The organism is Mycolicibacterium sp. CBM1, from assembly GCF_054073305.1.
The window spans coordinates 63,107-89,688 of the sequence record NZ_JBSXPP010000005.1 but is presented as its reverse complement, the minus strand read 5'-3'; the positions used below and the strand labels follow the sequence as shown (position 1 = coordinate 89,688).

The window sequence follows — 26,582 nt, the reverse complement described above, 5'->3', positions numbered from 1 at the left end:
CCGCCGTGAGCCGACAATAGAGCGATGGCGACTCCATACCGCCGGCAACTGCCGCTTCGAGTCGGGCTGGTGGCGGCAATGCTGTTGCTGGTGGGCTGCGGGCTGCTGGCCTCCGGGATCGCGGTCACCTCGACCCTGCAGCACGACCTGATCAACCGCGCCGACCAGACCTTGTTGGATGCCTCGCGGGGCTGGGCGCAGGCTCCCCGCCGGATGCCGCCGCCCGACGAGGGGCCGAATCCGGCCCGCCCACCATCGAACTTCTACGTCCGCGGCGTCGACTCCGACGGCCACCTGTGGATGGCCGTCAACGACCGTGACGCCGAACCCGCACTGCCCGACGACAACGATGTCGGCGCGGTGCCGGTCACCGTCGGCTCACTCGACGGGTCGCGGGTGCAGTGGCGGGCGGTGTCGGTGCGCGGGCCCGGCGGAGAACTGACGACCGTCGCGATCGACCTGTCCGACATTCAGTCCACCGTCCGCAGCCTGGCCTGGTCACAGGTCGCCATTGGCACCGCCGTGCTGGTCATCCTCGGTGTCCTCGGCTACTGGGTGGTGCACCGCAGCCTGCGTCCACTGGTCGAAGTGGAGAAGACCGCCGCGGCGATCGCTGCCGGACAGCTGGATCGCCGTGTGCCCGAACGGGATCCGCGCACCGAGGTGGGCCGGCTCTCGCTGGCGCTCAATGGGATGCTCGCCCAGATCCAGACTGCGATGGCGTCGTCGGCGGCGTCGGCGGAGCATGCCCAGATGTCCGAGGAACGGATGCGGCGCTTCATCACCGACGCCAGCCACGAACTTCGTACGCCGCTGACCACGATTCGCGGCTTCGCCGAGCTGTACCGGCAGGGTGCGGCCCGTGACGTGGAGATGCTGATGTCTCGCATCGAGAGCGAGTCCCGCCGGATGGGTCTGCTCGTCGACGACCTGCTGCTGCTGGCCCGGCTGGACGCCCAGCGTCCGCTCGAACAGCGCCGAGTGGACCTGCTGGCGCTGGCCACCGATGCCGTCCACGATGCCCAGTCGATAGCCCCCAAACGCCGCATCGCCATGGAGGTGTTCGACGGTCCCGGCACCCCGGAGGTCCTCGGTGACGAGGCGCGGCTGCGGCAGGTGCTGGGCAACCTGGTGTCAAACGCGCTGCAGCACACCCCGGAGACGGCGCGAATCACAGTGCGGGTGGGCACCGCCGCCGACGACGCGGTGCTGGAGGTCGCCGACGAGGGGCCGGGCATGACATCGGAAGACGCGCAGCGGGTGTTCGAACGGTTCTACCGCACCGATTCGTCCCGTGCCCGCGCCAGCGGTGGCACCGGGCTCGGTCTGTCGATAGTCGACTCCCTGGTCTATGCCCACGGCGGTCGGGTCACGGTCCGGACCGCGCCGGGCCAGGGCTGTTGTTTCCGGGTCAGCCTCCCGCGGATCGCCGACATCCCGGCCGCGGTCGGCTGAGGGTCAATCCAGTTCGGCCAGTGCGGCTTTGATCTTGGCCTGGGCCTGGTCCAGTGACTCCGGCGATGGGTTGCGGTCGACGTTGGCGAAACCGAAATCCGACAGGTCGCGGGCCGGGAAGACGTGCACGTGCAGGTGCGGCACCTCCAGCCCGGCGATGATCAGCCCGGACCGCTGCGCACCGAAGGCGGCGCACACCGCCTTGCCGATCCGCTGCGACACCGCCATCACCTTGTTGAACAGCTCCGGTTCGATGTCCTGCCAATTGTCGACCTCGGCGCGGGGGACCACCAGTGTGTGTCCTGGCGTCATCGGCTCGATGGTCAGGAAGGCGACGACCCCGTTATCTCCGTCGTCGTCTTCGTAGACGAATCGTCCCGGTAGCTCGCGATTGATGATCCTGGTGAACACAGACGCCATGGCGCCCAGCATATGAGCCGTGACCGCCACCGCTCACCCCGACTCTCGAAGCCGGCTCACAGCAAGTGCCCAGACGAGCTGCAGTGCCACGGCAGCTTGACCGGGAAACATCGTGTCAATGACCGACACGCTGCCGGCCGAGCAGAGCATTGCTACCGGAGCGGAGTGCCATTACGTCCTCGACATCGTCATCCCGGTCTACAACGAAGAACGCGACCTGCCCGCATGCGTGCGCCGCCTGCACCAGTTCCTGATCGACGAGGTACCCTACCGGGCCCGAATCATGGTGGCCGACAACGCCAGCACCGACGCAACGCTGGCGGTGGCCCGCCGCCTGGCCGACGAGTTGCCCGACGTTGAGGTGATGCACCTCGACGCCAAGGGCCGCGGAGGTGCGCTCGCCGCGGCGTGGACGTCATCGCCGGCCGACGTGGTGGCCTACATGGACGTCGACCTGTCGACCGATCTCTCTGCGCTGATGCCGCTGATCGCTCCGCTGGTGTCCGGCCACAGCGACATCGCGATCGGTTCGCGGCTGTCCGCGTCGTCGAGGGTAGTGCGCGGCGTCAAACGCGAGGTGGTGTCCCGCGGCTACAACCTGCTGCTGCGCGGACTGCTGGGCACCCGCTTCTCCGACGCCCAATGCGGATTCAAGGCGGTGCGAGGCGATGTCGCGCGCGAGCTGCTGCCACTGGTCGTCGACACCGGCTGGTTCTTCGACACCGAACTGCTGGTGCTCGCCGAACGGGCCGGCCTGCGCATCCACGAAGTGCCGGTGGACTGGGTCGACGACCCGGATTCCCGGGTCGACATCCTGGCGACCGCTGTCGAAGATCTGAAGGGCTGCTGGCGGGTGGGCCGTGCGCTGGCCACCGGGACGCTGCCGCTGCGGGACCTGCAGGCCGCGCTGGGGCGAGAACCCATGGTGCCAGGTGTACCGCGCGGCATGGTCGGCCAGCTCGTCCGGTTCGGCCTGATCGGAATCGCAAGCACCATCGCCTTTGCGCTGCTATATCTTTCGCTGCACCCGTACCTGGGATCACAGGCCGCCAACCTGACCGCCCTGCTGATCACCGCGCTGGCCAACACCGCCGCGAACCGCGCGTTCACCTTCGGGATCCGGGGTCGTAGCGGCGCCGCGCGCCACCACGTGCACGGGCTGCTGGTGTTCGGCTTCGGTTTGGCGATCACCAGCGGATCGTTGTACCTGCTGCACCGCTTCGATCCGGCCGTCGGCAAGGTCGTCGAGCTCTCAGTGCTGGTCGTGGCCAACCTTATCGCCACGCTGGCGCGCTTCGTGGCGCTGCGCCGAGTCTTCGGCGCATCCGCCCGGTAGCGCCATGACGGTCAGAGCCGATCCACCTAAGGTCACCGCCACGCTGGCGGTCATGCGCCGAGGCGGGCTGACCGCGCAGCAGTGGGCGCTGCTGGCACTGCTGAGCTGCACCGCCATCCTCTATCTGTGGGACCTGGACCGGTCGGGTTGGGCCAACGCTTTCTATTCGGCAGCCGCGCAGGCAGGTTCGCAGTCGTGGACGGCGTTGCTGTTCGGATCCTCGGATGCTGCCAACTCGATCACCGTGGACAAGCCGCCGCTGTCACTGTGGCTTCCTGCGCTGAGTGTGCGTGCCTTCGGGCTCAATACGTGGAGCATCCTGATACCGCAGGCGCTGATGGGTGTCGTCGCCGTGGCCCTGCTGTGGGACACCGTGCGCCGCCGATTCGGCGAGACCGCGGGGCTGATCGCGGGCGCTGCCTTGGCGCTGATGCCGGTCGCCGTCTCGATCTTCCGCTACAACAATCCCGACGCACTGCTGGTGACCCTGATGATCGCGGCGGTGTGGGCACTGCTGCGGGCCGTGGACGACGGCCGGCTGCGTTGGGTGCTGGCGTGCGGCGGCCTGCTCGGGCTCGGGTATCTGACCAAACAGCTCGAAGTGGCGCTGGTGATGCCGGCGCTGGCGCTTACTTACCTGATCGCCGGCCCGCGGACGCTGGCCACCCGGGCGGCTCAGCTGTTGGCGGGGCTGCTCGCCGCGGTGGCCGCAGCCGGGTGGTGGGTGCTACTCGTCCAGCTCTGGCCGGCCGACAGGCGCCCGTGGATCGGCGGCACCCAAACCAACTCGGTACTGGAATTGACGTTACGGTACAACGGCTTTGGTCGGCTCAACGGCGACGAGCCGGGCAGCACCGGCTCGCCGGGCTTCGCGTCGCCGGTACACCTCGGCGGGCGGACATCGGCTCATCCCTGGGGCCAGCCCGGCATCGGACGGCTGTTCGAGCCCGAACAGATCGGCGGCGCCGGCTGGCTGTTGCCGGCCGCGCTGCTCTTCGGGCTCGTATTGCTGATCCGGTGGGTCCGCGCCCCGAGGCGCGACCCGCAGCGTGCCTCGGTCCTGGTGTGGATGCTGTGGTTGCTGACCGCCGCAGGAGTGTTCAGCTTCATGGCCGGCATCTTCCATGCCTACTACACCGTCGCGCTGGCGCCGTCGATCGCCGCCCTGTCCGGCATCGGTGCGGCGGTGTGCTGGGCGGAGCGTGACAAGCGTTGGGCACGAATCACTCTGGCCCTGGTCGTCGGCGTGACCGCCCTGACATCGGTGTCGGTACTACGCCGCATCCCCGGTTACCAGCCCGGTCTGCGGTGGGCGGTACCGCTTGCAGCGGCAGTGTTGCTGGTGTGGCTAGTGCTGGGCGCCTGGGCGGCGGATCGCCCGCCGGTGCGGGCCGGTGTGATCGCGCTGGCGGCCCTGGTGGCGTTCGGTGGTCCGGCCGCCTTCGCGGTGACGACGGTGCTCCGGGGCAATTCGGGTGCGCTGCCGATCGCCGGTCCGGTACCCCGCGTCGTCGTGGCGATGACCAAGGGCGTAGGGACGGTTCCGCGTGCCGAGATCAGGGCGGCAACCGGACCCGGTTTCCTGCTGCCCGCAGGCGCGCCCGGTGGAAGCAGTCATCTGGTGGGTTGCACGCTGCTCGACTCCGGTGTCCCAGACCCGGCCCTGGTCCGGCTGCTCGATGCTGACGCCGGGCGTTACACCTGGGTCGCCGCCACCGTCGGCTCGGTGTGCGCCGCCGGATACCAACTCACCAGCGGGCATCCGGTGATGGCCGTCGGTGGCTTCAACGGCACCGATCCGTCACCGGCGCCGGACACCTTCCTGCGCCTGGTGCTGGCCAAGCGGATCCACTACTTCATCGTCACCAACCCGATCCACGAGGACCGGTGGGGTCACCTGGACACCAACGCTCTTATCCAGCAATGGGTCCAGCGCAACTTCACCCCCATAGAGGTCGGCCGGGTGACGATCTACGACCTGACCGGCTGAGTCAGGCCAACATCGCCGCGATCTCGCCGATCGACCACGGCGGCGAGTGGTGGTGGTCGCGGTAGCCGATTGGCGCGGGGGAGGGGCGGTCGAAGCGGCCGACGAAACCGCCTGCCGCGATGAACATTTGGCCACTGATCCCGGCGGCCATGTCACTGACGAGGTAGGCGTACAGCGGGGCGGCGTACTCCGGGGCCGCAGCATCCAGCGCGCCCTGGGCGCTGACGTCGTCGAGCATCCCGCGTGCCCGCAGCGACGCGATCTGCTCCTCGAACTCCGCCCCGGTGGACAGTCTGGTCTTCGCCCCCGGGCACACCACGTTCGCGCGCACCCCGTGCTCGGCTAGTTCGGCCGCGATTGCCATCGTCAGCCCGTTGACCGCGCCCTTGCCCGCCGGATACCCGGTGCCGCCGTAATCACCAAGGAAAGCAAACGAACTGGTGTTCACAATGGCGCCGCGGCCGCGCGCCACCATCTTCGGCGCGGCGGCGCGGCAGGTGGCGAACACGGTGCCCAGGTGGACGTCGATGAGCTCGCCGAACTGCTCGGGGGTGACCGACAGGATCGACGACCCGGCGGGTTCGGCAGTGCCTGCACAGTTCACCAAGGCGTCGACGGCACCGAATTCGTTCTCGCACCGTGCGATCAGTTCGGTGGCGACGGTTTCCTCGGCAGCGGAACCGCAGTGTCCGACGGCGCGTCCACCGTCGTCGAGGATGCCCGATACGGTGGCCTCGACGGCGTCCGGGTCGCGGCCGTTGACCACCACACCGGCGCCGCTGCGGGCCAGCAGAGCGGCGACCGCGGCGCCGATTCCCCGCGATCCGCCGACGACGACAGTGCCCTGGCCTGCCAGCGGCTGGTCACTCACCGCCGGAGGGCGCCTGGGCGAACTGCATACCCGCCATGTTCCAGTAGCCGCGCATGTTGGTGATCAGTCCCGCGGCGTCGACGCGGTAGGTGAAGACGCCGCGCACGGTGCTGGTCAGACCGCCCTCGAATTGGCTGCGCAGCACCAGAATGTGGGCGACCTCGTCGGGCGAGCTGGAGGGGAAGGTCTCCTCGCAGGTGACGCGAAGGCTATTGGTCGCGATATTGGTGTCGTAGAACGCCGCCACGGCCTCCTTGCCGCGCACGCCGTGGCCGTCGGGGTTGGTGATCGCCTCACCGATCGGATCCTCGATCACCACGTCGGGTGCCATCAGCGCCAGCCATCCCTCACGATCGTGCGTCATCACGCACTGCCAGGAGGCTTGCGAGGCCGCGAGGGCCGGGGTCTTTTCGATGGCGGTGGACATATCGTTCTCCTTGGTTGTCAGACACTGCAGGCGGCGCGGGCGGCGTGCAACGGTCGGATTCCGCCGGGGCTCAACATGTTCACCGAAGGTGCCGGTGGTCGCGGGGGGTGACGATTTCCGGGCCGTGCCCGCGCCGGGGGCAAGGCGGGCACGGCCCGGAAGGTCCGTGATGGAGGTGCGGGTCAGCGGTCTTCGTCGGTGTAGCGGATCACGCCGCGGATGTTGCGGCCCTCGAGCATGTCCGCGTAGCCCTCGTTGATCTGCTCCAGGCGGTACTGCCGGGTGACCATGTCGTCGAGGTTGAGTCGGCCCGCCTTGTACATCGACAGCAGCTGCGGGATGTCGTAGTGCGGGTTGCCACCGCCGAAGATGGTGCCCTGCAGGCGCTTCTGCATGAGGGTCAGCATCGCCAGGTTCAGCGTGACGTTGCTGTCGGCCATGTTCGCGACGGCGGTGGCCACCACTGTTCCGCCCTTGGCGGTGATGTTCATGTAGTGGTCGATGTCCTCACCCTTGAGCTCGCCCACGGTCACGATGGTCTTGTGTGCCATCCGGCCCTGGGTGACCTCGGCGACGCCGGCCATCGCACTGAAGATATCGGGGTAGGCGTGGGTGGCGCCGAACTTGAGCGCGTTGTCGCGCTTGAACTCGACCGGGTCGACGGCGAAGATGTTGCGCGCGCCGGCGTTGAGCGCGCCCTGCAGCGCGCCGGTGCCCACACCGCCGACGCCGACGATCACGACGTCGTCACCGGGGCGGACGTCACCACTGCGGACGGCCGATCCGTAACCGGTGGTCACGCCGCAACCCACCAGGCAGGCGACCTCGAAGGGGATCGTGGGGTCGATCTTCACCACGGAGCTCTTGTGCACCACCATGTACGGGCTGAAGGTGCCTAGCAGCGTCATCGGGATGACCGGCTGCCCGTTCTTGGTGGCGTGGATGCGGTAGGTGCCGTCGGACACCGCGGTGCCGCCCAGCAGGCCCGCACCCAGGTCGCACAGGTTGCGCAGTCCTTCCTGGCAGGCCGGACACTCGCCGCAGGAAGGGATGAACGACAGCACAACGTGATCGCCGGGGGCAAGGTGTTCGACGCCGGGGCCGACTTCGGTCACGATGCCGGCGCCTTCATGGCCGCCGAGAACCGGGAAGCCGGCCATCGGGATGTCGCCGGTGACCAGATGGTGGTCGGAGTGGCACATACCCGAAGCTTCCATCTGGATCTTGACTTCGTCTTTGACGGGATCGCCGATCTCGATCTCCTCGATCGACCATGGCTGATTGAACTCCCAGATGAGAGCGCCTTTTGTCTTCACTGCGAACCTCCACTCGCAAAACCCGGACCCGGGTTTTCCCGGGGGGGCCGGCCTGGCCGGATGGTCAATCTAGGCAAAGTTAGAACGTGTTCCTGTTCTACGGGCCATTATGACGCCCGTCACTTCACCGTACTCCCCGGGGCCGGAGTTTTTGACGGGTGTCGAGTTTTACCAGATCGGGACGGGGGCCTCGCCGATCGGGTAATAACCGGGCAGTTTCTCGCCGGCGACGCTGCGCTCGATGCGCTTTTGCATGGTCGGGGTGAGATCACCCGACGAGATCAGCGTGACGAAGGCCTTCTGCACGTGGCCGAAATCGAAGAAGTCGCGCTGCCACTCGATCAGCAGTTGATCGTTGAGCCGGAACCAGCTGCCGCCGATGCCGTAAATCTCATCGCGGGATCCGTCGGACTTGTTGGCGACCTGCTTCCAAAAGCCGACGATCTCGTTCTGCTTGTCGTCGACGATGACCTTCTGGTACTCGTAGACCCAGTTCTCCAGGCCCTCCATCTCCAGCCCGAGAGCGATGTCGCGGATCTGTTCCTTGCCGACGCACATGACGTCTTCCTTGGGGCCGATGTTCCAGCCGTAGGTCGCATCGTCGGTGTAGAAGTCCGCCAACGGTTTCCAGTCGCCGGCCTTCTCGCAGTCCTTGTTGGTCTGCAGCCAGCGCTGGACCCAGTCGTCCAACTGCTCTCGTCTGGAGGGGGACGTCGATGAGGAGGTCATGGATGCGCCTTCTTACTTCTCGGTGATGGATAGTGCTCGGGTAGGACACATTTCGACGGCCCGCTCGACGTCGTCGCGCATCTCGTCGGGTGGTTCGGAGTCGAGGATTTCCACGACGCCGCGTTTGGGCACCCGGAAGATGTCGGGTGCCTCCAGTTCGCACATGGCGTGCCCCTGGCACAGATCCGCGTCGAGTTCAACCCGGTAGCTACCCATGACCGACTCCTACGACGTGCGCTTGCGGTACCGGACCCTGGCCGGCCTGGCCAGCTGGACCACCATCTTGGAGTGGTCGTTACGATAGCTCTCGGGTGGCTGTGCCATCTCGAACTCATACTCCCGCAACAGGACCGAGAAGATGGCTTTGATCTGCATCTGCGCGAACGCCGCCCCGACGCAGCGGTGCCGCCCGGCGCCGAACGGGATCCAGGTCCAGCGGTTGATGATGTCTTCCTGCCGCGGCTTCTCGTAGCGGTCGGGGTCGAAGGCGTCCGGGTCGGGGAAGTCCTCGGGGATGCGGTTGGAGATTGCCGGTGAGGCGGCGACCATCTGGCCCTTGTGGATCGGATGACCCTCGACCTCGAACTCATCCTGGGCTACCCGCATCAGGATGATCAGCGGCGGATGCAGCCGCAGTGCCTCCTTGAGTGCGTTGTCGATCTTCGGGATCTGCCGCAGCGCATGGAAACTCACCTCCTGGCCGTCGGAGTAGAGATCGTCGAGTTCCTGCTGGACCTGGGCGTAGTAGTCCGGATGTCGCAACAGCTCGATCAGCGTCCACGACGAGGTGCCCGAGCTGGTGTGGTGACCGGCGAACATCAGTGAGATGAACATGCCGGTGACCTCGTTGGCCGAGAACCGGGGATTGCCGTCCTCGTCCTTGATGGAGACCAGCACGTCGAGCAGGTCCCGGTCGGTCTTGTCGGTGGGCGGGTTGGCGATACGCCCGGTCATCACCTCCTGCACCAGTTCCACCAGGTTGGCGCGGGCCTCGTCGCGGATGCGGAAGCTCTCGATCGGCAGGTAGGGATCGACGTAGCAGAGCGGATCGGTGCCACGCTCCAGCAGGTGGTAGTAGTTCGCGAACCGGGAGTCGAGCTGATTGCGGAACTTCTGGCCGATCAGGCACGCCGTGGAGGTGTAGATGGTCAGCTCGGCGAAGAACTCCAGGAGATCTATCTCCCCGTGATCGCCCCAGTTCGCGATCATCGTGCGGACTTCGTTCTCGATGGTGGCGGCGTGGCCCTTCATCTGTTCGCCGCGCAGCGCGGTGTTGTGCAGCATCTCCGCGCGCCGCTCGGGATCGGCGTCGAACACCACGCCCTCGCCGAAGATCGGCGTCATGAAGGGGTAGGCCTCGGCCTGGTTGAGGTCGGCATCAGGGGAGCGGAAGAAGAACTCGTTGGCTTCGGCGCCGGTCAGCAGGATGACCTGCTTGTCGGCGAGCTGGAACCAGCCGAGATCGCCGCATTCGGAACGGATGCGCTGCATCAGGCCGATCGGGTCGGTGCGGAACTCCTCGAGGTGGCCGTGCTCCTCTTCGCCACCGGAGACGCGCGGAACCTCTTTGGTGGCCGATGGGTTGGTCACGATGGCATCCCTTCCTCGCCAAGGGCGAGTTTTTGGCGGTCTGTGTTGTCGGCCAGCGGAGCTTCGGGCTGGAGCTCCATGTTGGCGATGAACCCGCCGCGCGGCGTCTCCGCGACGAACGTGATGGCACGGGCGAGGTCGGCCGCGCGCAGGAAGTAGTCGTGCCGGGCCTGGCCCCACTTGGCCCAATCCTCCAGCGCGGGGCCGATCTTCTCGGCGGGCAGGCTCCAGCCCATCGAGGTCTTGGTGGGCCCGGGATGCACGATCGAGGCACGCACGCCGGTGCCTTCGAGTTCCATCTGGAAGTTGTTCACCATGGCAACCAGGCCGGCCTTGGCTGCACCGTAGGCCCCCATGTGCGGACGCTGGCGTAGCGAGACGTCTGAGCCGACGAAGATGAGATCGCCGCGCTGGCGTTCGAGCATGCCGGGAAGGACCGCGGTGGCCAGCCGATTGGCGCCGACCAGGTGGATCTGCAGCTGCGAGACGAACTCGTCGGTGCTGATCTCGGCGAGCTTGCCGAAGTAGGTGTCGCCGGCGCCGGCGACCAGCACCTCGATGTCGCCGAGGGCTTCACCAGCTTGTGCGACAAAAGTTTTCACCGAATCGGGATCGGTGACGTCAAGGTGGAATCCGACCGCTTCGCCACCGTCAGCGTTGATCTTGCCGACGATGTCGGTGAGTTTGTCGACGCGGCGAGCGCCGAGCGCGACCGGGAAGCCGTGCGCGGCGAGTTCGATGGCGGTGGCTTCTCCGATACCGGACGAGGCGCCGGCGACGATGGCGGGCCTGCGGTCGGGAAGCGGAGCGAAACGTGGCATGTCAGCGGGATCCTTTACCGAGAGTGCACTGTGATGGGCAGACGGGCGAAACCGCGGACATTGCTGGAATGGACCCGCACCGCGTTGGCCTCGTCGACCTCGTAGCCGCGGATGCGCGTGAACAATTCCTCCAGGGCGACTCGCGCCTCCATACGGGCCAGGTGGGCGCCGAGGCAGAAGTGCGCACCGCTGCCGAAGCTCTGCAGCTTGGCGCCGATGTCACGGCCGATGATGTAGTCGTCGGGATTGTCGAACGCGCGCTCGTCGCGATGGGCCGAGCCGGGCAGCAACAGCAGCACGTCCCCGTCGGGGATCGTGGTGTCGTAGAGGGTGAGCTCGCCGGCGACGGTCCGGGCCAGGATCTGGCTGGAGGTGTCATAGCGCAGCGTCTCTTCCACCCACAGCGGTACCAGCGACAGGTCGTCATAGACCGGTGCGAGCTGATCGGGGTTCTTGTGACCCCAAAATGCGGCGTTGGCGAGCAGTTTGGTGGTGGTCTCGTTGCCGGCGATCACCATCAGGAACAGGAAGCCGAGGATCTCGTCGTCGGTGAGCCGGTCGCCGTCGATCTCGGCGTCCAACAGGGCCGACGTCAGGTCGGTGGTGGGTTTCTTGCGCCGCTCCTCGACCATCGCCTGGTAGTAGACGATCAGGTTGAGCGAGGCCTCGACGGCCTCCGGCGGCACGTCGGTCACTCCTTCGTCGCGGTGCATCACGCCGTCGGCCCAGGCCCGGACCTGGACCCGGTCGGCCTCGGGGACCCCCATCAGCTCGGAGATGACGTCCATGGGCAGCTTGCCGGCGAACTCGTCGACGTAGTCCACCGCCTCACCGGCGGCGGCCCGCTCCAGCATGGCGTCGAGGTGCTTGACCGCGATCTCGGTGACCCGGGGCTCCAGTTCACGAATCCGCCTGGGGGTGAACCCTTTCGAGACCAGGGTGCGCAGGCGCAGGTGGGCCGGGTCGTCCATCGCCAGAAACGACATCGTCTTGGCGGCGTGCGGGCCGCGCGATGCCGGGTCCAGCGAGACGCCGTACTTGTTCGACAGCGTCGTGCTGTTGCGGAAACCCTGCAGCACGTCGCGGTGCCGGGAGAGCGCCCAGAACTTGAGCTCCTCGTTGTAGTACAGCGGCGCCTCGTCGCGCAGCCGCTTGTAGTACGGGTATGGATCCTCGTGGAAGTCGTAGTCGTAGGGATCCAGCACCAATTCGACGGGCCGGTCCGGAGTCTTCACGCTCATTGGTGGGCTCCCAGGATTAGTCCGACGACGTAGGCCAGCCGGTCGGCGACCTCGCGGTAGCTCAATGTCCCGCTGCCGGCGTGCACCAGTGCGCCGAAGTACGTCATCTCCAATGCGGAGACGATCTGCGGATCGGCGTCGGGCCCCAACGCCGACTTGATCCGCTTGTGGATCTCGGCCCCGATGCGATCGCGGACCTTGTGTACCCCGGTCTCGTTGCTCAACAGCGCGGTGGTGCAGGCCGCCGCGAACTCGGGCTCGTCGGCGATGACCAGGGCCAGGCTGCGCAGCGACTGCTGGACACGGTGCAGCCGGGTGTCGTTGACGTCGGTGAAGTACGGCACCTGGCGTACGAGGTCCAGATACACCTCGGCGATCAGGTTGTTCTTCGATGAGAAGTAGGTGTAGGCGGTCGCCGGCGCCACCTTCGCCCGAGCCGCGACGGCGCGCACTGTCAGGTCGGCGTAGGACGACTCGCGCAGCATCTCCATGCCGGCCCGCAACACCTTGCGGAAGGTCTCCTCCTGGCGGCGGTTGCGCGGTATGTCACCGCCATCGGCGGTGACGGCCACTACGGCATCACTGGACACTTGTCCAACTTATCGGAACGGCGCTGGGATAGGCAAGCGGCAATCGCAAAGTTCCAGCAGGAACGGGCACTTCAGGCTCATTCGCACGGATCCTTGCACCGCGCGCGGGTCTGTGGTTATGGTGCGACTGAGAGATTCTCGGACAGGTGTCCAATCAATCAGGCGGGAGCCGGGATGGCGATAGCGGCCGACAGGAACAGCGATCTGTTCATCGACGGCAAGCTGGTGGCCGGCGGGAACGGCCGGTATCCGACGATCAACCCGGCGACCGAGGAGGTCCTCGGCACGGCCGCCGACGGCGACACCGGGGACATGGACCGGGCCATCGGCGCGGCGCGGCGGGCCTTCGACACCACCGGCTGGTCGACCGACACCGAGCTGCGGGTGCGGTGCATCCGGCAGCTTCGGGACGCGATGAAGGCCAACATCGAGGAACTGCGTGAGCTGACCATGGCCGAGGTCGGGGCCCCGCGCATGCTGACCGCCGCCGCTCAGCTGGAGGGCCCGGTGGAGGATCTCTCGTTCAGCGCCGACACCGCCGAAAACTATTCGTGGCGCCACGATCTCGGTGTCGCGTCGCCGATGGGGATCACGACGCAGCGCACCGTCGTCCGCGAGGCGGTCGGCGTCGTCGGCGCGATCACCCCATGGAACTTCCCGCACCAGATCAACCTGGCCAAGCTCGGCCCGGCACTGGCGGCGGGCAACACGATCGTGCTCAAGCCCGCACCCGATACCCCTTGGTGTGCTGCGGTTCTCGGTGAGCTGATCGCCGAGCACACCGACATCCCGCCGGGTGTGGTCAATATCGTCACCTCCGACGACCATGCCGTGGGGGCGATGCTGTCCAGCGATCCGCGCGTCGACATGGTGTCGTTCACCGGTTCGACGAACACCGGGCGCGCGGTGATGACCGCCGGAGCTGCGACCATCAAGAAGGTGTTCCTGGAACTCGGTGGCAAGTCGGCGTTCCTGGTACTCGACGACGCCGATCTGGGCGGTGCCTGCTCGATGGCGGCGTTCACCGCTTCGATGCATGCCGGGCAGGGCTGCGCGATCACCACCCGCCTGGTGGTGCCGCGGGCCCGCTACGACGAGGCGGTCGAGGCGGCCGCAGCGACGATGGCCGGTATCCGCCCGGGTGACCCGACGAACCCCGGAACCATCTGTGGGCCGGTCATTTCCGAACGTCAGCGCGACAGGGTGCAGTCCTACCTCGACCTCGCGATCAGCGAGGGCGGCCGGTTCGCGTGCGGCGGTGGCCGTCCCGCGGAGCGCGACACGGGCTTCTTCATCGAGCCGACGGTGATCGCCGGGCTGGACAACAGCGCCCGGGTGGCCCGCGAGGAGATCTTCGGGCCGGTGCTGACGGTGATCGCTCACGACGGGGACGACGACGCGGTCCGAATCGCCAACGATTCGCCGTACGGCTTGTCGGGCAGCGTGTTCAGCGGCGATCCCGAGCGTGCCCAGGCGGTGGCGGACCGGCTGCGGGTTGGCACGGTCAACGTCAACGGCGGGGTGTGGTATTCCGCGGACGCGCCGTTCGGCGGGTACAAGCAGTCCGGTGTCGGCCGGGAGATGGGGCTGGCCGGCTTCGAGGAGTATCTCGAGCTGAAAGTCATCGCCACCGCCGTGTAGGTCATGCCGAGTGGCCACTTATGACACGCGAATCAGCTGAATCCGTGCGCTAACTGGCCAGTCGACCCGAGAGAGGAACGCACATGGGACAGTTCGACGAGAAGGTGGCGATCGTCACCGGTGCCGGCGGCGGCATCGGGCAGGCCTACGCCGAGGCGCTCGCGCGCGAGGGCGCCGCCGTGGTGGTCGCCGACATCAACCTCGACGGCGCACAGAAGGTCGCCGACGGAATCAAGGGTGAGGGCGGCAGCGCGCTCGCACTGCCCGTCGATGTCAGCGACCCGGTGTCGGCCAAGGCGATGGCGGATCAGACGCTCGCCGAGTTCGGCGGCATCGACTACCTGGTCAACAACGCCGCGATCTTCGGCGGGATGAAGCTGGACTTCCTGATCACCGTGGACTGGGACTACTACAAGAAGTTCATGAGCGTGAACCTCGACGGCGCGCTGGTGTGCACCCGCGCTGTCTACCGGAAGATGGCCAAGCGCGGCGGCGGTGCGATCATCAACCAATCGTCCACCGCGGCGTGGCTGTACTCGAACTTCTACGGGCTGGCCAAGGCCGGGGTGAACAGCCTCACCCAGCAGCTGGCCACCGAACTCGGTGGCCAGAACATCCGGATCAACGCGATTGCGCCCGGCCCGATCAATACCGAGGCCAACCGCACCACCACGCCGCAGGAGATGGTCGCCGACATCGTCAAGGGAATCCCGCTGTCGCGCATGGGTGAAGTCGACGACCTGGTCGGCATGTGCCTGTTCCTGCTGTCGGATCAAGCCAAGTGGATCACCGGCCAGATCTTCAACGTCGACGGCGGACAGATTTTCCGATGAGCGCTTGCGCGAAGAGAGTCGGGCGCCGCTCATGACGTCTAGCGACATCAAGGTCGGCTACATCGGTCTCGGAAATCAGGGTGCGCCGATGGCCAAGCGGCTCGTCGAGTGGCCCGGCGGGCTCATCGTTTTCGACGTGCGGACCGAGGCAATGACACCGCTGGCCGAACTCGGCGCCACCCTGGCAGACGGCGTCGCCGACGTCGCGAGAGCCGACGTCATCGAAGTGACCGTGCTCAACGACGAGCAGGTCCGCGATGTGGTGGCCCAGCTCGCCGAACACGCCAAGCCGGGAACGGTCATCGCGATCCACTCAACGATCGAGCCGGACACAGCCGCTGAGCTGGCTGACAAGTTGCGCCCCAAGGGTATTCGCATCGTCGATGCACCGGTAAGCGGCGGTGCCGGTGCGGCCGACAAGGGTGAGCTGGCCGTCATGGTCGGCGCGGACGACGACGCCTACGACCTCGTCAAGCCGGTGTTCAAACGGTGGGCCTCTATGGTCGTCCGTGCCGGCGAGCCGGGCGCCGGAACCCGGATGAAGATCGCCCGAAACATGTTGACCTTCATCGGTTTTACCGCTGCGTGCGAGGCCTCGAGGCTTGCCGAGGCGGCCGGGATCGATCTGCAGAAACTGGGCCGCGTGGTTCGGCACAGCGATGCCCAGAGCGGAGGCCCCGGTGCGATCATGGTCCGCGACGACACCAAACCGCTGCAGCCGGATCACTTCGTCTACAACATGTTCATGCACACCCGCGGATTGGCCGAGAAAGACCTGAAGCTGGCGCTCAGCCTCGGTGAAGCCACCGGCGTGGAACTGCCCTTGGTCGAGATCGCATTACGGGACCTGGCCGCTGGGCTTGGTGTCCCACATACGAAGGAGTGACGATGGACGAGCTGCGCCGCAAGGGCCTGGAGAAGATGAACGAGGTCTACGGCTGGGAGATGCCGGACTCGCCGGGTGATTATTTCGCGCTCACCGCCGACCACCTGTTCGGGACCATCTGGACGCGACCGGGATTGACGATGCGGGACAAGCGCATCATGACGTTGACCGTCGTCACCGCGCTCGGTATCTCGGATCTGGCCGAGATCCAGGCCAACGCCGCCCTGCACAACGGGGAGCTCACGCCCGAGGAGCTCAAGGAGATGGCGATCTTCCTGACGCACTACCTCGGTTTCCCGTTGGGCTCGAAACTGGACGGGGTCGTCACCAAGGTCACGGCCAAGCGCAAGAAGGCCGCCGAGGCCGGCCAGGCCGAGGACAAGAAGGCCAATGTCAACGACGCCCTCAAGATGCACAGCGGTAGGAAGCTCGAGGATTAGACGCCTCCTCCGCATCGGATTTCTTGTCGGAGCCACCGCGCAGGTTGTCCCCGGTCTGTCTTACCGAACGCGGGATCAGCACTCGATGACGTTCACGGCTAGTCCACCCAGCGACGTCTCCTTGTAGCGGCTGTCCATATCGGCTCCGGTAGCGCGCATGGTGGCGACAGCCGTATCCAGGGACACCAGGTGTCTTCCGTCGCCGTGCAGCGCTATCCGGGCGGCGCTGATCGCTTTGACCGCGGCCACCGCGTTGCGTTCGATGCATGGCACCTGCACGAGCCCGCCGACCGGATCGCAGGTCAATCCGAGATTGTGCTCGATGCCGATCTCGGCGGCGTTCTCGACCTGGCCGGGCGCGCCGCCGAGCACTTCGCACAGACCGGCGGCGGCCATGGCGCACGCCGCGCCGATCTCGCCCTGGCAGCCCACGTCGGCGCCGGAGATCGAGGCGTTGGTCTTGATCAGGGCGCCGATCGCCCCTGCGGTCAGCAGGAAACGCACCACCCCGGTGTCGGAGGCGCCGGGCACGTGCCATCGGTAATAGGACAGCACCGCGGGGACGACACCGGCGGCGCCGTTGGTGGGAGCTGTGACCACCCGCCCGCCGGCCGCGTTCTCCTCGTTGACCGCCAGGGCGTAGAGCATCACCCAGTCCGCGAACTCGAAACGGGCTGCCTCACTGTCAGATTGGTGAGAGCGCAGGCGAGCCAGCAGTGCCGGTGCGCGCCGGGGCACGCCGAGCCCTCCGGGTAAGACCCCTTCGGTCCGCAGACCGCGGGCGATGCACTCCTGCATCGCCGACCAGATGTCGAGTATCCCGGCCCGAACCTCGTCGCGCGGGCGCAGGGCCGCCTCGTTGTCGAGCATCACCGCACTGATCGGCACGCTGTGCTGGCGGCAGCGCTCCAGCAGTTCTACCGCGGAGGAAAAGGGATGGGGGACAGGCGCGGTCACTTGTGGGATCGATATTTCGGCGGCCCGTATCACGGTGCCGCCGCCGATCGAGAAACAGGTCTCTTCAGCCAGTACTGCGTTCTGAGCGTTGAAGGCTGTGAAGCGCATGCCATTGGGGTGGTAATCCAACGCGCGCCCGGTATGCAGGACAAGGTCTTCAGGTCGCAATGCGGCCCAATGCCGGCCCAGCAGGTGCACACGCTGCTGCGAGCGCACCTGCTGGGCCCGGGTGATCAGGGCATCGCCGTCGACGGTGGCTGGTTGAGCCCCCTCCAGGCCGAGGATGACGGCTCGGTCGGTACCGTGCCCAACACCTGTGGCGCCCAAGGATCCGAACAACTCCACCCTGATGCGGGTGACCTCGGTCAGTGCCGACGATTCGTCGAGCGCCACGGCGAACGAGCGTGCCGCGCGCATCGGGCCGACGGTGTGTGACGACGATGGACCGACGCCTATTGAGAATAGGTCGAAGACACTGACCGAGGTCACCGCTCAGTCCCCGTCGGTGATGTTGCCGATGCGCCGGGTGAACAGGTAGACCACCAGCCCGATTCCCAACGCCCCCAACAGATAATACTGAGCGGTGCGGAACTCGGCGGGCAGTAGCAGGATGCAGAGTTCGAACGCCAGCCACACCAGGGAGAACACCGCGACGGCCATCATCTTGGCCGACGCGCCGCCCTCCCGGACGCTGGTCACCACGAAGAGTACGACGGTGGAGAAGTAGAGCAGCGCCGGCATGAGGGTCGCCGCGGAGAACACCTGCACCAGGGTGTCGGTCTGGTTGGCCAGCAGCAGCACGATCGCGATGCTCACACCGGCGGCCAGATACGTCGCCCAAGTTGGCCCGGCGGTGGACCGAGGGGCCTGACGCCACAGCCGGTGACCGGGCAGTCGGCCGTCGCGGCCCATCGCCCAGATCAGCCGGGTGTTGGTGATCAGGTTGATCAGACCACAGGCGAAGATGCTGATGCACACCAAAACCAGCAGTGCCTTCTGTGCTACGGCGCCGAGCACCGTTTCGGTCAGAAGTGCAAGGGGGGCAGCTGATTGCGTGGTCGCGTCGATGTCGTTGATGGCGTAGGTGACACCCATCAGCAGCGCCATGCCGACGACACCGGAGAGCACCACAGCGCGCACCATCGCCCTAGGAACCACCTGACGGGCGTTCTCGGTCTCTTCCGCCAGATTGGAGGCCGCCTCGAAACCGACCACCGTGTAGCCGCCGAGCAGCACGCACAACATGAACGGGCCGAGCCACGCGTAGTACCCGGATTCGGAGATGCTTCCAGACGACCACAGGTTGGCGATCGAACCTTGATCGCGGACCGCGGCCACCACGACGAGCGCAACGATCAGCGCGAGGACACCCACGATCTCGGTGACGACGGCGGCGGTGTTGATCCGGGCCGTCGTCTTGGTGCTGATGACGATCATGCCGGCCTGCAGTGCGATTACCCCGGTGGTCCACAGCGCCGCCGAGATGGGGGTGTACTCCTGCCCGATCAGCGGCTGAAAGGCCACTTGGACGAAGGCATAATCCACCGAGACCACCACGATGAACAAAAAGCACATCGACACCCAGCCCAGCCACCATCCGACGTGCCAGTTCGCCAGTCGGGTTCCCCATTGGTAGGAGTAGCCGGCCAGCGGGATCCGCGCCGCTAGCGCGCCGTAGACCACGGCCACCGCCAGTTGGCCGACGATGACGATGGGCCAGGTCCAGATGCCCCGGGGGCCGCCGTGTAACAACACGAAGCCGAAGGTGGAGAAGATCCCCGTGGTGATGGAGATGAACGAGAACGCCAGGGCGAACGAGTCGAAAGACTTGATCGTCCGTTGGAAGCGCGGTTTGTAGCCGAAGCCGGCGACGTCGTCGCCGCCATTATCCGTCCCGGTAGCCGGGGCGGATTTTGGGGTAGATGTCACGTGTCCTCCTGGATTGTGCCGGTCGAGAAATCATCGGGTGGTTTGGCAGTGTGAGTCGCCGAGGACCCCGACGACCATGTGCCTGGTCACCAATCCCGGGGATGATGGCTGTTCGCTGACGATGACCGGGCGGGCGGTTTGTGCGCAGTCACCATTGGGTGGGGGTGGACTTGTCGCCCGAGGCGGTGGCGGATGCTCCAGCGGTGTGGAGAGGATGGACCGGTCAGCTCAGACCCTTCGATCAGATTGGACCGTCCGTATGTCGCTCTCCGCCGCGCCTGCGCACCATCTCGCCGCCGATTCGGCGTTGGAGGGCAAGGTCGCCGTCGTCTCAGGTGCTGCTTCGGGCATCGGCCGGGCCATCGCGCTGGCCTTCGTTGCTGCGGGTGCGCGGGTCGCCGCGCTCGACGTCGATGCCACCGGCCTGCAGCGGACCCGGGAGCTCGCCGCCGTAACGGACGCGGTGCTCCCGGTGCCCACGGACGTCTCGGACGGTGAGGCGATGGCGGTCGCGTTCGAGGCGACCCGCCAGCAGTTCGGCCCCGTCACCACTCTGGTCAACAACGCAGCCATCTCCATTCCGGGCACGGCCCTGGACACCCGGCTGGAGGATTTCGACCGGACCATCGACATCAATGTCCGCGGCTACCTGATCGGCTGCCAGCTCGCCCTGCCCCAGATGCTGGCCAACGGCGGTGGTTCGATCATCAACATGGGTTCGGTCAACAGCCTGATGGCCGAGCGTCAGCTGTTCTCGTACTGCGTGAGCAAGGGTGCGGTCCTGATGATGACGAAATCGCTGGCGCTCGACTTCGCTTCGGCAGGGGTACGGTGCAACTGCATCTGCCCGGGCTGGGTGGACACCCCCATCAACCTCGCTCACGCGGAGCGACTCGGCGGGCTGGATAAGGTGCGGGCCACGCTGCCGCAGTGGATGCCCGTCGAGCGGGAGGGCCGTCCCGATGAGATTGCCTCCATGGCGGTGTGGTTGGCCTCGGATGCGTCCAGCTTCGCCACCGGGGCGGCGTTCACTATCGACGGTGGTATGACGGCGGGTCTGTAGTCGTCCATGACAGCGATCAGCTGGCTGGCCGAGGTACTGGGTGCCGAACTGTATATCGGCAAACAGTCCTCGAGCACCGAAGCCCATCGAGTTGTGATCTTCGATGCCGAGGATCTGTCCGAGATCGAAGCCGGAGATGTCCTGCTGATCGTCGGTAGCGACCTTGCCCGGCTGCTGCCGACGCTGCCCGAAGCGCGTCGACGGGGCGCTGTAGGCATCATTCGGCGGGCGGTGGCCGGTGCACAGCGCCCACTCGACGAGACGGCACAACCGTTGGCGCAGTTGGCTGATGACGAGGGCCTGTGTGTACTGACCGTCGGTCCCGGCGCGGGGTGGACGACGTTGGTCAGCCTGGCCAGAACCGCGCTTGCCCAGGGCACCCCGCAACGCTCGACGGGCCAGCCGGCCGCTGAGGCGTCTCAGATACTCGATGTCACCGAACAGTGCGCCGCCACGCTGGGCGCCGCGGTGTTCGTCTTGGACGCCAACAACCGGTTGTTGGCGCATTCGGCGTCGGTAGCCCACGCGGACGCCGATACCCAGCAGACGGTGCTGGGGCGCACAATCCCGCCGGGGACGATGCGCGAGTATCGGAATTCGGGTCTGATCGCCAAGATGCTCCGCGGCGGCGGCGCGGTCACGATTTCTGAACAGCGCCGGGTGGTGCTGCCGATCCAGGACAGCGGTGTTCTGATCGGGACGCTGTGGGTCGCCCACTCGGACGAGGTGGACGAGGCGAAGGTGGCCGCGGTGACCGGGCTCGCTCCGGCGATCCGGGACGCGTTGCGCGCCACGCTGACTCAGCGACACGCTCAGCGGCGGTTGGCCACCGACCAGTTGGCGACGCTGCTGCACGGTGATGTTCCGATCGACGACCTGCCGCGCTGGCTGACCAATGCGCCGTCGCTGTGGGTGTTCGCCATCTCGGCGATGGGGACCGCGCGATCCTCGACGGTGCAGCTGCGCGCCAAGCTGTACCGCCGTTTGGATCTGCTGAATAGCAGTTCGAATGCGCGCGACTTTCTGGCCGGCGAGCTCAACAACGTAATCTACGTCGTCCTCGGCACCGCCCGTCCGGACCGGGACCGTGCGCAGGCCTGGCTCGATCAGCTCACCGCGACAACGGATCTCGATGAATCGTCGACGCTGGCGGTCGGCGTCGGCGGCCCGGTGTCCGGCCGCGAACAGTTGGCCCAGGCTCGTCGGGACGCCGACCGTGCGTTGACGGTGGGTCGGGCGGTGCGGGCCCGCACTCCGGTGTGGTTCGCCGACGCGTGGGCGCGCTGGGCGCTGCAGCGCCTGGCCAACAGCAACACCATGTCCGAGCTGCTGAATCTGGGGCCGCTACCAGATCTGATCGACTACGACCGGTTGCATTCGACGTCCTACGTCGAGACGTTGCGGGCGCTCATCCAGCACGGCAGTGATAGCCGCGCGGCTGCCGAAGCGCTCAACGTGCACGCCAATACCCTGCGCTATCGCCGGCAGCGACTAGAAGAACTGCTCGGCGGGCAACTCGGTGACCGGGATGTGCAGACGGTGCTCTACCTCCAACTGGAGTTGCTGTCCCGCAACGAGTCGCTGGGGTCGGGGCAGAACAAGCAGTGACACCTGGCCAGGTGCGGGAAGGGGCCCGACTGCGGGCTCAGGCCGGTCAGCGTAATGCCGTCCAGCACGGCGCTCTCATAACAAAGAGGCCGATAAGACAACGGTAAGGAAACGCGCAGATCGCAAACGGTTATCCGGCCGTGTCGCAAATGTGACCTCTGTGCCCCAGTGTTACCAAAGTGAAATCGGGTGCCGCTGGCCCCCGAAGGCGAACAGGAGGGGCGATGACATCGCTGACCATGTATGACTCGTGGACTGCCCCAACCATGCTCAGCCTGTGGGACGCGCCGGCGACCACCCGCACCAAGGTCGCCCGACAGGTGACCCGCTGGGTCGGTGTCATCGATACGACGGTGACCGTGCTGTGCCCGGTCGCGGTGTCGCTGGCCGCCATCTTCGCGGCCTCGGTGTGGCCCGAGCCCACGTCGGCGGCCCCGGCGACCAGTGCGGCGACCACTGTCGCCACGCCTGCCGCCCCCGCTACCCGCTGAGGCTGATGTCCGTCGACCGGCCGTCGCCCACCAGTGCGGCGCCCACCCACCGCCGCAGATAGCGGCGCAGCTGTGCACCCTGGCGCGGGGGACGGCCCGGATCGACCATGAACGACTGGATGATTCGCAGCAGGTGCTCACTGAGTTCGCTCAGCTCGTCGTCGCTGAAACCCGCTGCGCCCCAATCGACATCGAAGCGCCGCAGCATGGAACCAGCGAACGCCAGCGCGACGTCGGAAGTGATCTCCGCGCTGAAGGCACCGGCCCGTTCCGGGCCGAGTAACAGACCCATGTGCTTGTCGTGCGGCAGCCACTCCATCGCCGTCGCGATCCCCTCGGTCACTGCCTCGGCGGGATCGGTGATGCCGGCCAGGTGCGCGGCCAGGCGGTCGAGGAATCCGGTCGCCGCGACCATGGCGGCGGCCTGCAGCAGCGCGTCGGTGCTGGGGAAGTAGCGGTAGACGGTCTGGCGCGTCACGCCCAGCGTGCGCGCCACGTCGGCGATGCTCAGGTCGGCGCCGCGGGCGTCGATGGCCTGGTTGGCCGCGGCCAGGATCCGCGCCACCGCTTCCTCGTCGGTCGCCGGCGCCGACCCGGACCAGCCATGGGTGCGCACCTCAGCCCCCTACGGCCATCGAGTAGGCCACCCCGCCGAAGAACACCACGATCACGCACGACACCAGGGTCCCGACGGCCAACGGCCAGGCCCGCTTGCGTCTCGTCAGCGCGACGATGGTCAGGATCATGCCGATCAAACCCACCAGTGCCGCGATGCCCAGCGCGCTCGTCACGGCGGTGACTGCGCCCTCGACGCTGCACGTCGCGGGCGGGCAGTAGTCCAGGAACGCCAGCGAGAACAGTCCGAAGAACGCCGCTGCCGCACCGAAGAGCACCGTCATCACCAGGGCGACGATCGAGATCGTCAGGTCGGCCGTCGACCTCGGCGGCGTGGCCGGTCGAGGTGGCGGATAGCCGGGGTAGGGCGGATAGCCCGGGTAGCCCATGACCGGGATGTTATCCGCCCGGCCGCGGTCCTAGCGGTACCCGGCGCCTAGCGGTACGAGACCGGCAGTTCCTTGACCCCATTGATCCAGCCCGAGCGCAGCCGCTCCGGCTCGCCGAGCTTGCTGATGTCGGGGATCTGGTTGGCGATCTCGTTGAAGATCAGCGTGATCTCCATCCGTGCCAGATTGGCGCCGATACAGAAGTGGGCGCCGTTGCCGCCGAACCCGACGTGCGGGTTGGGGTCGCGGCGGATGTCGAACTGGAACGGCGAGTCGAAGACCTCTTCGTCGTAGTTCGCCGAGCTGTACAACAGGCCGGCCCGCTGCCCCGCGCGGATCGTGACGCCACCGAGCTCGACGTCGGTCAGTGCCGTGCGCTGGAAGCAGTGCACCGGGGTGGCCCAGCGGACGATCTCGTCGGCGGTGGTCTGCGGGCGCTCCCGCTTGAACAGCTCCCACTGGTCGGGGTGGTCGAAGAACGCGTTCATGCCGTGGGTCATGGCGTTGCGGGTGGTCTCGTTGCCGGCCACCGCCAGCAGGATGACGAAGAAGGCGAATTCGAGTTCGGACAGGGACTCTCCATCGAGGTCGGCCTGCACCAGGCGGGTGACGATGTCGTCGGCCGGGCACTGCCGGCGCTGCTCGGCCATCGTGTAGGCGTAGCCCATGAGTTCGGCGTTGGCAACGGTCGGATCGCTGTCGAAGTCCGGGTCGTCGGTGTTCATGATGCTGTTCGTCCAACCAAAAAGCTTCTGGCGGTCGGCTTCCGGCACGCCGAGCAGGTCGGCGATCGCCAGCAGTGGCAGCTGCATCGCGATGTCGGCGACGAAGTCTCCGGTGCCCTTCTCGGCGGCTGCCGCCACGATGTCGCGGGCCGCGTCGGCCAGTTTCTCCTCGAGCCTGGCCACCGAGCGCGGTGTGAACAGCCGCGACACCAGCTTGCGCAACCGGGTGTGTTCGGGCGCGTCGTGGTTGATCAGCAGCGCCTTGGTGATCTCCAGCTGGTCGGGGGTCATGCCCTCGGGGAAGCGCATCACCACCCCCTTGGCGTTGGTCGACCACAGGTGGCTGTCGCGGGAGATGGCCCGGATGTCGCGGTGCTTGGTGATCACCCAGTAGCCGCCGTCGTCGAAAACTGAGGTGCCGTCGGCCTGCTCGTTCCACCAGACCGGCGCGGTCTTGCGCAGCTGCGCCAACTGGGCGACGGGCATGCCCCCCTTGAGCAGGTCGGGGTCGGTGAAGTCGAAGCCGGAGGGCAGGACCGAAGCGACCCGGGAATTGGGTTCGGCTCCAGAGGGGCACACGCTGGTGCTGGTCATGATCTACCTCGCTGTCCTGTGATGTAGCGCACGTTTCTATCGACCATACACCGCGTTGCTGAGTGTATGCCCATTAGGTTCGGCTGATGACCGAGCGCCCTGACCTCGAGGAGCTGCTGCGCCGCCGCGCGCTGACCGAAGACGACGCCCGGCCCGACGCCGTCGCGCGGCGGCATGCCGCCGGCGGGCGCACGGCCCGGGAGAACATCGCAGACCTGGTCGACCCGGGGTCTTTCGTCGAATACGGTCGTTTCGCGATCGCCGCCCAGCGCCAGCGTCGCGACGTGACCGACCTGATCGCGCGAACCCCGGCCGACGGCCTGATCGCGGGCACCGCCGGCATCAACGGCCACCCGTGCGCGGTGCTGTCCTACGACTACACGGTGCTGGCCGGCACTCAGGGCGTGTTCGGGCACCGCAAGAAGGACCGGCTCTTCGAGCTCATCGAACGCATGCGGCTGCCCACCGTGTTCTTCGCCGAGGGCGGTGGTGGCCGGCCCGGCGACACCGACTATCCGACGGTGTCCTCGCTGGAGGTGCGGGCCTTCAAGCTGTGGGCCGCGCTGTCGGGTGTGGTGCCGCGGATCGCGATCGTCAAGGGACGCTGCTTCGCCGGCAATGCGGTGATCGCCGGCTGTTCGGACCTGATCGTGGCCACCGCCGATGCCTCGATCGGTATGGGCGGGCCGGCGATGATCGCCGGCGGCGGGCTCGGCGACGTCGCCCCCGATGCCGTCGGCCCGATGTCGGTGCAGGCGCCCAACGGTGTTGTCGACGTCGTCGTCCCCGATGAGGCCGAGGCCGTCGCCGTCACCAAGCGGCTCATCGGCTACTTCCAGGGCCCCATCGCACCCGGGCCGGCTGTCGACCAAACCGCTTTGCGCACAGCCATTCCCGAGCGTGCGCGGCGGGCCTACCCGGTCGTGCCGATCATCACCACCCTCGCCGACGAGGACTCGGTGACCTTCCTTCGGCAGAAATTCGCCCCCGAGATGGTCACCGCACTGGCCCGCATCGACGGCCGCCCGATCGGCGTCATCGCCAACAACACCATGGTGATGGCGGGTGCGATCACCGCGGCGGCCGCCGACAAGGCGGCGCGCTTCCTGCAGCTGTGCGACACCTTCGGCCTGCCCGTGGTCTCACTCGTCGACTGCCCCGGCTACATGGTCGGACCCGCCGCGGAGTCCGAGGCACTGGTCCGGCGGGCCTCGCGGCTGCTGGTCGCCGGTGCGGCGATGCGGGTGCCGTTGGTCGCGGTGATCCTGCGCCGCGGCTACGGCCTCGGTGCGCAGGCGATGACCGGCGGCAGCTTGCACGAACCGCTGCTCACCGTGGCGTGGCCCGGCGCCCACCTCGGCCCGATGGGACTGGAAGGCGCGGTGCGCCTCGGCATGCGCAAGGAACTCGAGGCCATCGCCGACGACGCCGAGCGCGAGGAACGGGTCCGGCAGGCCACCGCCGCGCTGGAGGAGAACGCCAAGGCGCTCAACGCCGCCCAGATCTTCGAGGTCGACGACGTGATCGATCCGGCCGAGACCCGCGAACTGATCGCCGCCACGCTGACCGCCGCGGGCGCGCGCGGCGAACTGCCGCCGCCGCGGCGGTTCGTCGACACCTGGTGA

General features: G+C 67.1%; 26 protein-coding genes. 11 read left to right on the top strand and 15 right to left on the bottom strand.

Annotated elements, in window-relative coordinates; all coding sequences use genetic code 11:
* The first annotated feature begins 24 nt into the window (after positions 1 to 24).
* Positions 25 to 1,455 carry a sensor histidine kinase gene (locus ACXDF8_RS08485; RefSeq protein WP_457222810.1) on the top strand — a complete coding sequence of 477 codons (1,431 nt, stop codon included), beginning with the start codon at positions 25 to 27 and terminating at the stop codon, positions 1,453 to 1,455.
* A gap of 3 nt (positions 1,456 to 1,458) precedes the next feature.
* On the opposite strand, the gene ACXDF8_RS08480 is transcribed toward ACXDF8_RS08485, so the two are convergent.
* The gene (locus tag ACXDF8_RS08480) at positions 1,459 to 1,875 is read right to left on the bottom strand and encodes an HIT family protein (RefSeq protein WP_457222809.1); all 417 of its coding nucleotides are present in this window, start codon (positions 1,873 to 1,875) and stop codon (positions 1,459 to 1,461) included.
* A 118-nt stretch (positions 1,876 to 1,993) separates the two neighbouring features.
* Between ACXDF8_RS08480 and ACXDF8_RS08475 the strand changes: the two genes are divergently transcribed.
* Together ACXDF8_RS08475 and ACXDF8_RS08470 are read left to right on the top strand one after the other, a co-directional pair.
* Entirely contained in the window at positions 1,994 to 3,211 is a 1,218-nt protein-coding gene (locus ACXDF8_RS08475; RefSeq protein WP_457222808.1) for a bifunctional glycosyltransferase family 2/GtrA family protein, read from the top strand.
* A gap of 4 nt (positions 3,212 to 3,215) precedes the next feature.
* Complete coding sequence (locus ACXDF8_RS08470; RefSeq protein WP_457222807.1) at positions 3,216 to 5,201, top strand: glycosyltransferase family 39 protein; 1,986 nt, start codon at positions 3,216 to 3,218, stop codon at positions 5,199 to 5,201.
* Between the two features lies 1 nt (position 5,202).
* Here the strand turns inward: ACXDF8_RS08470 and ACXDF8_RS08465 are convergent, their stop codons facing one another.
* The 9 genes from ACXDF8_RS08465 to ACXDF8_RS08425 form a co-directional block, all read right to left on the bottom strand.
* Positions 5,203 to 6,072, bottom strand: a complete 870-nt coding sequence (locus ACXDF8_RS08465; protein ID WP_457222806.1) for an SDR family NAD(P)-dependent oxidoreductase — start codon at positions 6,070 to 6,072, stop codon at positions 5,203 to 5,205.
* Positions 6,065 to 6,499 carry a nuclear transport factor 2 family protein gene (locus tag ACXDF8_RS08460; protein WP_457222805.1) on the bottom strand — a complete coding sequence of 145 codons (435 nt, stop codon included), beginning with the start codon at positions 6,497 to 6,499 and terminating at the stop codon, positions 6,065 to 6,067. Before ACXDF8_RS08460 ends, ACXDF8_RS08465 begins: the two co-directional genes overlap by 8 nt.
* Before the next feature lie 182 nt (positions 6,500 to 6,681).
* Positions 6,682 to 7,815 (bottom strand): NDMA-dependent alcohol dehydrogenase, encoded by a 1,134-nt coding sequence (locus ACXDF8_RS08455; protein ID WP_457222804.1) that lies wholly within the window; start codon positions 7,813 to 7,815, stop codon positions 6,682 to 6,684.
* A 168-nt stretch (positions 7,816 to 7,983) separates the two neighbouring features.
* A complete protein-coding gene (locus tag ACXDF8_RS08450) occupies positions 7,984 to 8,544 on the bottom strand; it encodes a nuclear transport factor 2 family protein (RefSeq protein WP_457222803.1) in 561 nt (186 codons plus the stop codon).
* A gap of 12 nt (positions 8,545 to 8,556) precedes the next feature.
* Positions 8,557 to 8,760, bottom strand: coding sequence for a ferredoxin Fdx (locus ACXDF8_RS08445; RefSeq protein ID WP_457222802.1), 204 nt, complete (start codon positions 8,758 to 8,760; stop codon positions 8,557 to 8,559).
* 9 nt (positions 8,761 to 8,769) lie between these two features.
* A complete protein-coding gene (locus tag ACXDF8_RS08440; RefSeq protein ID WP_457222801.1) occupies positions 8,770 to 10,134 on the bottom strand; it encodes a lanosterol 14-alpha demethylase in 1,365 nt (454 codons plus the stop codon).
* Entirely contained in the window at positions 10,131 to 10,955 is an 825-nt protein-coding gene (locus ACXDF8_RS08435) for an SDR family oxidoreductase (RefSeq protein ID WP_457222800.1), read from the bottom strand. Before ACXDF8_RS08435 ends, ACXDF8_RS08440 begins: the two co-directional genes overlap by 4 nt.
* Positions 10,956 to 10,969: 14 nt before the next feature.
* Entirely contained in the window at positions 10,970 to 12,196 is a 1,227-nt protein-coding gene (locus tag ACXDF8_RS08430; RefSeq protein ID WP_457222799.1) for a cytochrome P450, read from the bottom strand.
* Positions 12,193 to 12,786 carry a TetR family transcriptional regulator gene (locus tag ACXDF8_RS08425; RefSeq protein WP_457222798.1) on the bottom strand — a complete coding sequence of 198 codons (594 nt, stop codon included), beginning with the start codon at positions 12,784 to 12,786 and terminating at the stop codon, positions 12,193 to 12,195. The genes ACXDF8_RS08430 and ACXDF8_RS08425 overlap by 4 nt, the downstream gene beginning before the upstream one ends.
* A gap of 174 nt (positions 12,787 to 12,960) precedes the next feature.
* Between ACXDF8_RS08425 and ACXDF8_RS08420 the strand changes: the two genes are divergently transcribed.
* From ACXDF8_RS08420 to ACXDF8_RS08405, 4 genes are all read left to right on the top strand, one after another.
* A complete protein-coding gene (locus ACXDF8_RS08420; protein WP_457222797.1) occupies positions 12,961 to 14,427 on the top strand; it encodes an aldehyde dehydrogenase in 1,467 nt (488 codons plus the stop codon).
* A gap of 83 nt (positions 14,428 to 14,510) precedes the next feature.
* A complete protein-coding gene (locus ACXDF8_RS08415) occupies positions 14,511 to 15,260 on the top strand; it encodes an SDR family oxidoreductase (RefSeq protein WP_457222796.1) in 750 nt (249 codons plus the stop codon).
* A 31-nt stretch (positions 15,261 to 15,291) separates the two neighbouring features.
* The gene (locus tag ACXDF8_RS08410; protein WP_457222795.1) at positions 15,292 to 16,146 is read left to right on the top strand and encodes an NAD(P)-dependent oxidoreductase; all 855 of its coding nucleotides are present in this window, start codon (positions 15,292 to 15,294) and stop codon (positions 16,144 to 16,146) included.
* A 2-nt stretch (positions 16,147 to 16,148) separates the two neighbouring features.
* A complete protein-coding gene (locus tag ACXDF8_RS08405; RefSeq protein ID WP_457222794.1) occupies positions 16,149 to 16,586 on the top strand; it encodes a carboxymuconolactone decarboxylase family protein in 438 nt (145 codons plus the stop codon).
* 75 nt (positions 16,587 to 16,661) lie between these two features.
* Here ACXDF8_RS08405 and ACXDF8_RS08400 read toward each other — a convergent pair whose 3' ends face one another.
* Both ACXDF8_RS08400 and ACXDF8_RS08395 read right to left on the bottom strand, forming a co-directional pair.
* Positions 16,662 to 18,032, bottom strand: coding sequence for an L-serine ammonia-lyase (locus ACXDF8_RS08400; RefSeq protein WP_457222793.1), 1,371 nt, complete (start codon positions 18,030 to 18,032; stop codon positions 16,662 to 16,664).
* Positions 18,033 to 18,035: 3 nt separating this feature from the next.
* Positions 18,036 to 19,472 carry an amino acid permease gene (locus tag ACXDF8_RS08395; protein WP_457222792.1) on the bottom strand — a complete coding sequence of 479 codons (1,437 nt, stop codon included), beginning with the start codon at positions 19,470 to 19,472 and terminating at the stop codon, positions 18,036 to 18,038.
* Positions 19,473 to 19,731: 259 nt separating this feature from the next.
* On the opposite strand from ACXDF8_RS08395, the gene ACXDF8_RS08390 reads away from it, so the two are divergent.
* From ACXDF8_RS08390 to ACXDF8_RS08380, 3 genes are all read left to right on the top strand, one after another.
* Positions 19,732 to 20,535 carry an SDR family NAD(P)-dependent oxidoreductase gene (locus tag ACXDF8_RS08390; protein WP_457222791.1) on the top strand — a complete coding sequence of 268 codons (804 nt, stop codon included), beginning with the start codon at positions 19,732 to 19,734 and terminating at the stop codon, positions 20,533 to 20,535.
* A gap of 6 nt (positions 20,536 to 20,541) precedes the next feature.
* Entirely contained in the window at positions 20,542 to 22,143 is a 1,602-nt protein-coding gene (locus ACXDF8_RS08385; protein ID WP_457222790.1) for a PucR family transcriptional regulator, read from the top strand.
* A gap of 224 nt (positions 22,144 to 22,367) precedes the next feature.
* Complete coding sequence (locus tag ACXDF8_RS08380; protein WP_457222789.1) at positions 22,368 to 22,634, top strand: hypothetical protein; 267 nt, start codon at positions 22,368 to 22,370, stop codon at positions 22,632 to 22,634.
* Here the strand turns inward: ACXDF8_RS08380 and ACXDF8_RS08375 are convergent.
* From ACXDF8_RS08375 to ACXDF8_RS08365, 3 genes are read right to left on the bottom strand one after another with little or no spacing between them, the layout of a single operon-like run.
* Positions 22,624 to 23,250 (bottom strand): TetR/AcrR family transcriptional regulator, encoded by a 627-nt coding sequence (locus ACXDF8_RS08375; RefSeq protein ID WP_457222788.1) that lies wholly within the window; start codon positions 23,248 to 23,250, stop codon positions 22,624 to 22,626. The genes ACXDF8_RS08380 and ACXDF8_RS08375 overlap by 11 nt on opposite strands.
* A gap of 1 nt (position 23,251) precedes the next feature.
* Positions 23,252 to 23,638, bottom strand: a complete 387-nt coding sequence (locus tag ACXDF8_RS08370) for a hypothetical protein (RefSeq protein ID WP_457222787.1) — start codon at positions 23,636 to 23,638, stop codon at positions 23,252 to 23,254.
* A 47-nt stretch (positions 23,639 to 23,685) separates the two neighbouring features.
* The gene (locus ACXDF8_RS08365) at positions 23,686 to 24,957 is read right to left on the bottom strand and encodes a cytochrome P450 (protein ID WP_457222786.1); all 1,272 of its coding nucleotides are present in this window, start codon (positions 24,955 to 24,957) and stop codon (positions 23,686 to 23,688) included.
* An 86-nt stretch (positions 24,958 to 25,043) separates the two neighbouring features.
* Here ACXDF8_RS08365 and ACXDF8_RS08360 point away from each other — a divergent pair, with 86 nt between their 5' ends.
* Complete coding sequence (locus tag ACXDF8_RS08360; protein WP_457222785.1) at positions 25,044 to 26,582, top strand: acyl-CoA carboxylase subunit beta; 1,539 nt, start codon at positions 25,044 to 25,046, stop codon at positions 26,580 to 26,582.